The sequence below is a fragment of the Ruegeria lacuscaerulensis genome (genome assembly GCF_013031245.1).
GTDB lineage: Bacteria > Pseudomonadota > Alphaproteobacteria > Rhodobacterales > Rhodobacteraceae > Ruegeria > Ruegeria lacuscaerulensis_C.
Genome location: NZ_WPZL01000067.1, coordinates 1 through 8,780, shown reverse-complemented (window position 1 = coordinate 8,780; position 8,780 = coordinate 1). Strand labels below are relative to the sequence as shown.

Annotated in this window: 10 protein-coding genes and 1 pseudogene; 4 read left to right on the top strand and 7 right to left on the bottom strand. The window is 51.4% G+C overall.

The genetic code is table 11. The features are described from left to right. From GOX66_RS24925 to GOX66_RS24910, 4 genes are all read left to right on the top strand, one after another. Positions 1-176: DDE-type integrase/transposase/recombinase (locus GOX66_RS24925; RefSeq protein WP_170766537.1), on the top strand; the 176-nt coding region annotated here is incomplete at its 5' end. A gap of 183 nt (positions 177-359) precedes the next feature. Continuing rightward, positions 360-773: a helix-turn-helix domain-containing protein gene (locus GOX66_RS26425; RefSeq protein ID WP_419555585.1), complete on the top strand. Its 414-nt coding sequence runs from the start codon at positions 360-362 to the stop codon at positions 771-773. Positions 774-979: 206 nt separating this feature from the next. Beyond that, the gene (locus GOX66_RS24915) at positions 980-1,360 is read left to right on the top strand and encodes a response regulator (protein WP_170766533.1); all 381 of its coding nucleotides are present in this window, start codon (positions 980-982) and stop codon (positions 1,358-1,360) included. Between the two features lie 513 nt (positions 1,361-1,873). Then, a complete protein-coding gene (locus GOX66_RS24910) occupies positions 1,874-3,061 on the top strand; it encodes a sensor histidine kinase (RefSeq protein ID WP_170766531.1) in 1,188 nt (395 codons plus the stop codon). Here GOX66_RS24910 and GOX66_RS24905 read toward each other — a convergent pair. The 7 genes and pseudogenes from GOX66_RS24905 to GOX66_RS24880 form a co-directional block, all read right to left on the bottom strand. Continuing rightward, on the bottom strand, positions 3,024-3,419 hold the full coding sequence (locus GOX66_RS24905) for a response regulator (RefSeq protein WP_170766529.1): 396 nt from the start codon (positions 3,417-3,419) through the stop codon (positions 3,024-3,026). The genes GOX66_RS24910 and GOX66_RS24905 overlap by 38 nt on opposite strands. Before the next feature lie 40 nt (positions 3,420-3,459). Then, positions 3,460-5,511 (bottom strand): sensor histidine kinase, encoded by a 2,052-nt coding sequence (locus GOX66_RS24900; RefSeq protein ID WP_170766527.1) that lies wholly within the window; start codon positions 5,509-5,511, stop codon positions 3,460-3,462. A gap of 65 nt (positions 5,512-5,576) precedes the next feature. Continuing rightward, positions 5,577-5,918, bottom strand: coding sequence for an Hpt domain-containing protein (locus tag GOX66_RS24895; RefSeq protein WP_170766525.1), 342 nt, complete (start codon positions 5,916-5,918; stop codon positions 5,577-5,579). Between the two features lie 11 nt (positions 5,919-5,929). After that, positions 5,930-6,874 carry a response regulator gene (locus GOX66_RS24890; protein ID WP_170766523.1) on the bottom strand — a complete coding sequence of 315 codons (945 nt, stop codon included), beginning with the start codon at positions 6,872-6,874 and terminating at the stop codon, positions 5,930-5,932. A 208-nt stretch (positions 6,875-7,082) separates the two neighbouring features. Then, positions 7,083-7,190 (bottom strand): annotated as a pseudogene (locus tag GOX66_RS25960) (IS6 family transposase); the annotation flags it as partial. 55 nt (positions 7,191-7,245) lie between these two features. Next, positions 7,246-7,926, bottom strand: a complete 681-nt coding sequence (locus tag GOX66_RS24885) for an IS6 family transposase (RefSeq protein ID WP_170766521.1) — start codon at positions 7,924-7,926, stop codon at positions 7,246-7,248. A gap of 162 nt (positions 7,927-8,088) precedes the next feature. Further along, positions 8,089-8,772 (bottom strand): IS6 family transposase, encoded by a 684-nt coding sequence (locus GOX66_RS24880; protein WP_170766539.1) that lies wholly within the window; start codon positions 8,770-8,772, stop codon positions 8,089-8,091. Positions 8,773-8,780: the final 8 nt, after the last annotated feature.

Sequence of the window (8,780 nt, the reverse complement as noted above, 5' to 3'; positions counted from 1 at the left end):
TCGAACAGGATCATCGGTTTATCAAGCGTCGCGTACGGCACATGTGCGGGTTCAATTCGTTCAGATCCGCTTCGGCTACTCTAGACGGCATTGAGGTCGCCAACATGATCCGAAAGCAACAATTCCCCAACGCTACGACGTCGGGCTTTCGGCTATTTGCGGAGATCGCAGGATAGGTGTGCCCATTAAGTTGCTGGCGCTGGCCGTTCCAAAAGTTTGCGACACATCCAATCGCAGCTGCCCTACCCGCGCTCCGGAAGGATGCGGATATCCTGCATCTTCTTGCACTTGATGTCATCGATACCGCGCTGAGTTTTCCTTTCGATGCGCTGTCCCCAAGCGAACTGGAGATACTGCAAATGATCGCTGCTGGATTGCGGCCCGCCATAATTGGCCGCCAAGTCGGGTTTTCCCCCGACGGAGTAAAGGTTCAGACGAATTCGCTCATGACCAAGCTCCGGAGCAGGACCATCGAACAGGCCGTTGCCCGTGCGGTAAGCACAGGTATCCTTAAGTGGACGGACTTTTTTGCAAATCCAGTTGTTGAAATCGCCGATGCCGAACGGCGGTGCTTGGTGGGCGGAATCGTGAACTGGACCAGCAAAAACAATGAGCTGATTTCTTTTGAAGTAGGCCGACGGATCCGTCACAGCAAGAGCTTCCGATCCGTCTGCGTTAAGGACTTGGCCGTAAAGTTCCATTTTGAAGTCGGTGAAATCAAAAAAGCTTTTGGTAAAGCCGGCAATCGTCGCATATGGGTCAGATACCTTTGAGGGAGTGGTGGTGATCCTCAGCGCCTTGCTCAATTAAAAGCATAACAGTGCTGCTAGTCGGGGTGCTTGGTTCCGTTTCCGAAAAGTTCTAATCTTATTTTGAAACCACTGCCGAAATCGTGTGGTGAAGTGTTGCGCATTGAATTTTCCCCTCCGGCATCTAGGATTGCACGAAGCACTTGAATAATCCGGTTGAACCGTCAGAAATGAGCAACACCATACAGATCGTTCACGTCGACGACGACCCAGACATCCTTTCGATAGCGCGCATGTCGCTTGAGGTCGTCGGCGGATTCGATGTTGTGCAGTTTAGTTCGGCTCAAAGCCTTCTTGAAAACTTAACCGGACTGAATCCGGACCTACTTTTGCTGGACGTGATGATGCCGGATATGGATGGGTTGGAACTGTTGCAAGAGTTGCGAAAGCTCGATCTTTATGAGGACATACCCGCTGTATTCATGACCGCAAAAGCGGATCCCGCATTCAAAGACACACTGACTGGTTTTCCTGGGGTGGATTGGATCACGAAACCCTTTGATCCAATCACTCTTCCCGAACAACTGACAGCAATTCTGGGCAAACAGTGAAGCTTCGAACGTTATTCTGGATGAGTTGGTTTGTTGTCATCAGCTACGTGCGCCTGGTGTAGGACGTTCTAACACTCTAGTTTATGCAAATTGCCGCATTTGAGCAGTGAAATCTCTCTATGTCTTGCCACTTCACCGGGTATATTGCCTAATTAACTTTCAACCCATGCGGGTTTGGCTGCCGTGCTGCCCGATTGGTGAGAGAAACGCCTTCAGGCGAACAAGGGAACGCGGAAATTGGATAAGTCTACTCTGGTGGAAAACAACGTCGCAGAAGAAATTCCGTCCAGCCTCCTCGTGCGAAGACTGCGAGATTATTGCCAAGTGGGCGTCGATCTTGTGTGGCAGAGACAGTTCATATACATCGCGACGCTTAGTCTTGCTGCATTTTATTACGATGCTCGGTTTGCGGGTATTCTGGCGATTTTTGTTGTCGGATCAGAAGTCTTTGATTTCTGGACTTTCAAACGGGTTTTGAGCTTAGATCCACAAGACCGTGACGCCGTTCAAAGAATGTTACCATTTCTGTATGCCGGGGCGCTGATCAATACTTGCGTAATCGTGACATACTCGATCGGAATTGCAGTCATTCAGGGGCCGACGACACATTTCATGTCGTTGTTCTTTCTGTTTTCCGGAGCGCTTTTTGCGTCCATGCACAGTCACCACCTGATGCCGGTTCTCATAATCAGACTCGCGATTTTCACGGCCGCCTTCTTGTTCATTCCCTTACGCGACATCGTGTTGACCCATGCGCCAATAAAGTCCGAGTTGTGGGCTCAGTTCTTTACCAGCGTGTTTGTCCTGACCTTTGTTCTCGACAGCTCGAGAAGCTATCTGAAGTTTTATCGAACCCAGATCGCCCAGATGAACCTTCTGCGCGAAGAACATGCGAGATCAGAAATAGCTTACAAAGCAAAATCAGAGTTCGTCTCGACGATGAGTCACGAGTTGCGCACGCCGTTGACTTCTATAAAGGGGTCAGTCGACCTGGCGGCTTCGGGAAAACTGGGGGCTTTACCGGAAAAGGTCGGGTTTGTTCTGAACGTGGCGCAGCGAAACTGCGAGCGCCTATTGTCATTGATCAACGAAATCCTGGACCTTCAGAGCGTCGAAAGCGGAAAGATGTCGTTTTCCCAGAAAGAGTCCAACCTTGTAGAACTCGTCGAAGCGTCGGTTGCCGAAACTCAGCCCTACGCGGAAAATTTGGGTGTGACCCTAAAAACAGAACTGCCGCAAAACTCAATTTTGGTGATGGTCGACAAAGCTCGGCTAAAGCAGGTTTTTGCAAACATCCTTTCCAACGCAGCCAAGTTTTCACCACCTGACAGCGACGTGTTGGTTTTGGTTCAGGAAGGGGATGGCAATGCCCGTGTTCTGTTTCGCGACCACGGGATTGGGCTTTCGGTAGCAGACCATGAAACGGTTTTTGGCCATTTCACCCAGATTGATTCCTCGGATTCACGCAAGATCGGCGGAACTGGGCTTGGTATGAATATCTCGATGCGTATCATGGAGGCCTTGGGAGGCTCAATTACCTACACCAAAAACGCCGGTCCGGGCACAACATTTGTAGTGGAACTGCCGGTAGCAAACACCGCAAAGACCAAGACGGACGTGGGAAGATCTGCGCACAAGCCACCAGACGAGTCTTCAAAACCGGTCAAACTGTCTGCATATGATGCTCGGACCAGATATTAGTTAACTGATCCGCAATAGTTAGGGGATCAAACGGTTTGATGATGTGACCGATCACACCCGGAAGCGTTGTTGCGCCTGGCCTGTTACCTTCGATGCTGCCAGTCATGAATACAGCTGGCAAATCTGAAAACTCGGGTATCCCTCTGATATTCGACAAGAGCATCATGCCATCTACATCAGGCATCCTCACGTCAAGCAGCAAAAGGTCTGGTTTCACAGTGCCAATCACAGCGAGAGCCTCGGCCCCAGTCCGGCATTGATGAACAACAAAATCACCAGCAAACTCGAACCCCATTCGGGCCAAGTCCAGGATGTCATTGTCATCGTCTACGTGCAGGATAACCTCTAGTTCGTACATTGGCTGTCTTCTGTGGTCTTCATCTCAGTGAACCCTCGGTTCAGTTGGCAGGTTCCGGCGTGGAATATGCGTCTTCTTTTTGCGGCGGCATCTCCAGGCTCGGCAACTCCACCGTGAAAATACTGCCTTCACCGGGGGTGCTTTGAACCTCAACCTGACCTCCGTGCAGTTCTACGAAACTGTTGGTGATGGCCAGTCCCAGACCGGTGCCAGCATGATTGCGGCGCAAGGATGTATCAACCTGCGCGAAGCGCTGAAAAATAGTTTTCATCTGGTCCTCGGGAATTCCGGGTCCGGAATCCTGAACCGTCACATATGCCCGATCTACGACTTTGGTCATAGACACGGCGACAAACCCGGTTTCGGTGAATTTCAGCGCATTCGAAAGCAAATTCAAGAACGCCTGCCGCAGGCGCAGTTCATCTCCGTCCACCCAGACCTCGCAAAGGGAAACACGCAACTCGATGCCCTTTTCCTGTGCCTTTTGCTGCATGTCCTCAATTAGTGATGCCAATAGTTGTTGCAAGTTCAGCTGAGAACGATCCAGTTCCACACTGTTTTCACTGACCAAGGCCCAGTCGAGGACAGAATTGATCAATTCCAGAAGATGTTTACCGGATCGCTCGGCTTTGATCGCAAACTTCCCAACTTCGTCAGAGAACCCTTCCAACGCGGCCAAGGCCTGAGGTTTCCCGGCCAGCTCTGAACTCAAGGCTTTGTAGCTAGGCAGCACTTCGTTACTTTTCAGGAAAGCCAGGTATCCCACAATAACTGATAGAGGCGTCCTGAACTCGTGACTGATGTTGTTGAGAAAGTCCGATTTTGCCTGGTTTGCCGCTTCTGCAGCTTTCTGCGCATTTTTCAGTTGTGTCACGTCGACTCGGAAGCCGACGGTCTCACCGCTGTGGGTTTTGGCTTCGGCGATCTTGAGCCAGCGGCCGTCTTTGAGTTGCTGTTCAAACGGCTCACCTGGATGTTTGTGACGCTCGATACGTTGGGCAATCCATTCTTCCTCGTTCCCTACCGCCTCGGCGTACAGGCCTCGTTCGGCTCCGGCGCGGATAATATCCTCGAACTTGGCGCCAGGTTTTATCAGGTCTGCGGTTTCGCTGTAATAAGCCAAGTACTCATCATTGCACATGGACAAACGGTCATCCTCATCAAAGATGACGAAACCATCTTTTATGGATTCAATAGCCTTCAGCAATTGTCGCCGCGCCTGCGAGCGTTCCTTGATCAGGCGACGCGCGTAATTGACGCCGAACAAGCCTATAGAGGCCAAAACCAGGATTAGCGTCCCAATGATTTGCCGCCCCTGCAACGGGGCGTTCCATCCGTTGGCTGGGGCCATTCCATACTGAAGAGAAATTTCACCAAGGGAAATTTCAGCGAGAACCGGATCAACCTCCCATACTGAAGGGTCACCGTAAACGTTTTCTGCACTGTCCCCTTCAGGCGTGATCTTTCGAATAGCGCTCAGCGTCAGTTGGCTGTTGTCGGCAATTCCTATGTCGTTCAAAAATGCCTCAAAATCGACGACAACGGAGTAAACCTCGTTTTTTCCGGTCATTGGCGCCCGGCGATAGATCAAACCGCGTCCGCCCTGAATCAGATCGATCGGGCCAGAGATGACGAATTCCCCCGACGCGATCGTCTTATCGTAATCTTCTTTTGCCTCAGGGAAATTCCGGAAGTCGACCCCGAGAACGTCGCTGTTGAGAGCGACAGGATATACATCGGTAACCACGTAACCTTGCGCACGGGCGACGTTGATGATGCTGGGGTTATCGTGAATTACGATGTCCGCCAGAGAGTCGAAATCGGCCGGCCTTAGTTGACTGTCGTGAGCCAGAATGTTTACCAGGCCTTCAACGATCAACCCATAGCCGCGCAACCTTTCATCCGCACGTACCCGTGCCATTTCGACAAGTTGATGCAAGGACTCCTGCTGGGCTCTGCGGGACACCGTGACATAGGCGCGGTCAAGAATGTACCAAGACACGATGGCAATCAGAATGATGCCTGAATAAATGGCCGTCAAAAAGCGCAGCTGACGCCGAGCCGAGCTTTTGCGTCCTGATGCTATTATCATCCTCCGAACATCCTACTCTTTCGGTTGTTTCGCAATGAACGGCATGCAAATCGAAGAGTGCTGTTTCAGCTATCGATCTGCGTGTCGTCCAATAGGTCTTCCATTTGGTTCATGAGGTCCTCCAGTGCTTCTGTCACCTCATCCCGCGTCATGGTACCTGTAGATATGGCAGTATCGATTTCGCCGGCGCGCGCACCGATATCGGGAAATCCAAAGGATGCAGCTACACCTGCCAACTTGTGGCACTCATGTTTGATTGCCGCCAAAGCGTCACTGTCGATTCCATTGGCTCGAAATTCGATAGCTTGTTGTTCAAGAAGCAAAATCCGGGATGGAAGCCCGTCGATAAACCTTTGGCGCAAGATCTGCAGTCGGCGCTCGTAAGTCTGCGTGGTAGTGGGCGACAAGGTCATGCTCTTTAAAACGACCGATTTTGTGAAGTCGGCCTAGACGCCGCGCTTTCGTTATTGCTATATCGCGTACTTCTCGCACTGCTTATCGCTACATCCAGCAAATCGTCAGGGGCTCTGAGAGAAAAGAGATTACGATAAACCGGCTCACCAAACTGTACAACGGGTGCGACCTCGCCCGCTTCTTTGTACCATCCAGCCAGTTCGCTCAACTTGGTTTCCAGCTGATTTTCGAACGGTTCTCCGTCAAACCCCCGGACCCGTGGCAACAAAACAACGTAATCCCCCTGACCCGCATATGACATCAAATATTCTGCACCGTCCAAGCTTTCGCTTATGGTTTCTGCGACGTCCAACAATGCATCCAATTGTCCGCTTCGGTCTTTACCAGCAAAAACCTCGGGCAGGTTCAGGATATGGATACCAAAGGCAATGAAACTGTTGATCCGCAACGATCCAAGTTTAAGTACATAGTTCTGCATCGCCAGATAATCTATGCAATTGGGAATTTCCGACAGATTGACCAGATCACTTGCGTCTGGCTTGTTGTCGTTGGCAATGGTCAGCTTGTGTTTCTGCGTGGCTAAGGACTGAACCATCCGCATACGTCCTTGCAGCTCGCGCCGTTGCAGGGGTTTGTTCAGGTAATCCGTGGCGCCTTTGGCGAAAGCCCCATCGACATGGTCAAGCGATGAACTTGCGCTGACCATGATTACCGGAGCGCCGTTGGTGCTCGGGTCCGTCGTAATCTTTTCACAGAGCTCGACCCCGTCCATCCCGGGCATTTCCACGTCTAGCAGATAGCAGTCATATGGGGTATTTGACGCGGCAATGCGATCTAGCGCGGCTTCGCCCGAGTGAACAAAATCGACGTTATTCAGGCCAAGAAGTGACAGTTCTGCGACCATCAGTTCGGTGAAGGTTGGATCATCGTCAACAACTAGAAGTTTCATTTCCCACTCGAGTGGCAAGGCGAGGTTTTGTCCTTTATAGTTGCAAGATCATATCAAGTTCAATTCTGAGTTTATCAATTTCTGCCGACCGCTGGGCGATATTCCGGTAACTCTGGTGCGAATACTGGCATCGTGATTTCCGTATAGATGGCACAAAGGTATTGCCAAGTTGTTTGCGACCGATTGTGAGGCATTAGAAAAGGCAGGGTCATGCTGCCATTTCGGTAGTGTATTCGGCCCAGAGGCTGAACGCATCGCTGCGGGCGTGGCGGCATGAGGTTGCGGTGAGTTGATAGCGGCGGGTGAGGAATATCAGGGGCTCTGTCGCAAACTCGCACTCAGCCAAAAACTATCCTACCGACTGGACACAATTATCCAGCGAGAGCCGCAAACTGTGCGAAACCATCGCCCTCCAGTTCGAACTGTTTCTTTCGGATCATCTGAGCGACCTCGATGCCATCGAGCGTCGCTGCCGCTGACGGGAAGGATTTGAACCCAAGCATTGGACGCGTTCGCCGTTTGATAAAGCGATGGTCTTGTTCAACTCGATTGTTCAGGTACTTGGATCTCACCGTAGTGATCTTGGTTGGGCAACCAAATCGCTTGAGGATCTTGTTTACTTCGCTGATTCCGGCAGCATTTGCTCCGCTCTTGTCGATCACGATACGCAATGGAATGCCATTGTTGGCCAGTGCCTTGGCAAAAAACTTCTTGGCCGCCGCGGTGTCCCGACGTTCGGATAGCATGAAGTCAAGGGTTTTCCCGTCGCAATCAACCGCACGATAGAGATACATCCACCGACCGCGCACCTTGAGGTAGGTTTCGTCCATTCGCCGGGAACCTGCGCCGGGCTTCCTTCGCTTATGCGCCTCAATCGCGACCAAGGGGGAGAATTTCACCACCCGTCTGCTGAGCGTTGCATGATCAACAGTGACACCGCGCTCGGCCAGGATCTCCTCCAGATCTCGCAAGGACACCGAGTATCGCAGGTAGAAATAGACTGCATGAAGAATGGCCTGCTTTGGAAAATGGCAACCTTTGAACGAGATCATACTGGACACCTGCTCCACAAATTTGCCCGTACATCATGTCGGCCGGGGTTACTCCAGGCAACCAATCAATAAAGTTTGCGACGAAGCCTGCCGGCTACACGCTTGGTAAGGATGTGTCGCAAACTTTTGGAACGGCCAGCGCCAGCAACTTAATGGACACACCTATCCTGCGATCTCGGCAAATAGCCGAAAGCCCGACGTCGTAGCGTTGGGGAATTGCTGCTTTCGGATCATGTTCGCGACCTCGATTCCGTCCAAAGTAGCTGATGCGGATCTGAACGATTTGAACCCACACATGTGCCGTACGCGACGCTTGATAAACCGATGATCCTGTTCGATCAGGTTATTCAGATACTTGGACCTGACTGTTTCGATCTTGGTTGGGCAACCAAACCGATTAAGGATTTTGTTCACCTCTCGAATGCCCGCCGCGTTGGCTCCACTTTTGTCGAAGACGATCTTGCTCGGGATTCCATTTGAAGACAGAGCTTTGGCAAAGAACCTGGCTGCCGCTGGACGGTTCCTGCGCTCAGACAGCATGAAATCAAGGGTACTTCCTGCCTTGTCGACGGCCCGATAGAGGTACGTCCATTTGCCGCGAACACGAATATAGGTCTCGTCCATACGCCAGGAGCTCAACGTTGGGCGTTTCTTTGATTGCGCACGAGCTGCGACGATCGGCGAGTATTTCACAACCCACCTATTCAATGTGGCATGGTCAACTCGCACACCGCGCTCAGCCATGATCTCTTCCAAGTCACGATAGGACACCGTATATCGCAGATAGAAGTACACAGCGTACAAAACTACGTCCTTGGGAAAATGACAGCCTTTCAAGGAAATCATGCTGAAAC

Coding starts and splice junctions, on each gene's coding strand:
- GOX66_RS26425 (WP_419555585.1), top strand. CDS start 360: ATGATCGCTGCTGGATTGCGGCCCGCCATAATTGGCCGCCAAGTCGGG.
- GOX66_RS24915 (WP_170766533.1), top strand. CDS start 980: ATGAGCAACACCATACAGATCGTTCACGTCGACGACGACCCAGACATC.
- GOX66_RS24910 (WP_170766531.1), top strand. CDS start 1,874: ATGTTACCATTTCTGTATGCCGGGGCGCTGATCAATACTTGCGTAATC.
- GOX66_RS24905 (WP_170766529.1), bottom strand. CDS start 3,419: ATGTACGAACTAGAGGTTATCCTGCACGTAGACGATGACAATGACATC.
- GOX66_RS24900 (WP_170766527.1), bottom strand. CDS start 5,511: ATGATAATAGCATCAGGACGCAAAAGCTCGGCTCGGCGTCAGCTGCGC.
- GOX66_RS24890 (WP_170766523.1), bottom strand. CDS start 6,874: ATGAAACTTCTAGTTGTTGACGATGATCCAACCTTCACCGAACTGATG.
- GOX66_RS24885 (WP_170766521.1), bottom strand. CDS start 7,926: ATGATCTCGTTCAAAGGTTGCCATTTTCCAAAGCAGGCCATTCTTCAT.
- GOX66_RS24880 (WP_170766539.1), bottom strand. CDS start 8,772: ATGATTTCCTTGAAAGGCTGTCATTTTCCCAAGGACGTAGTTTTGTAC.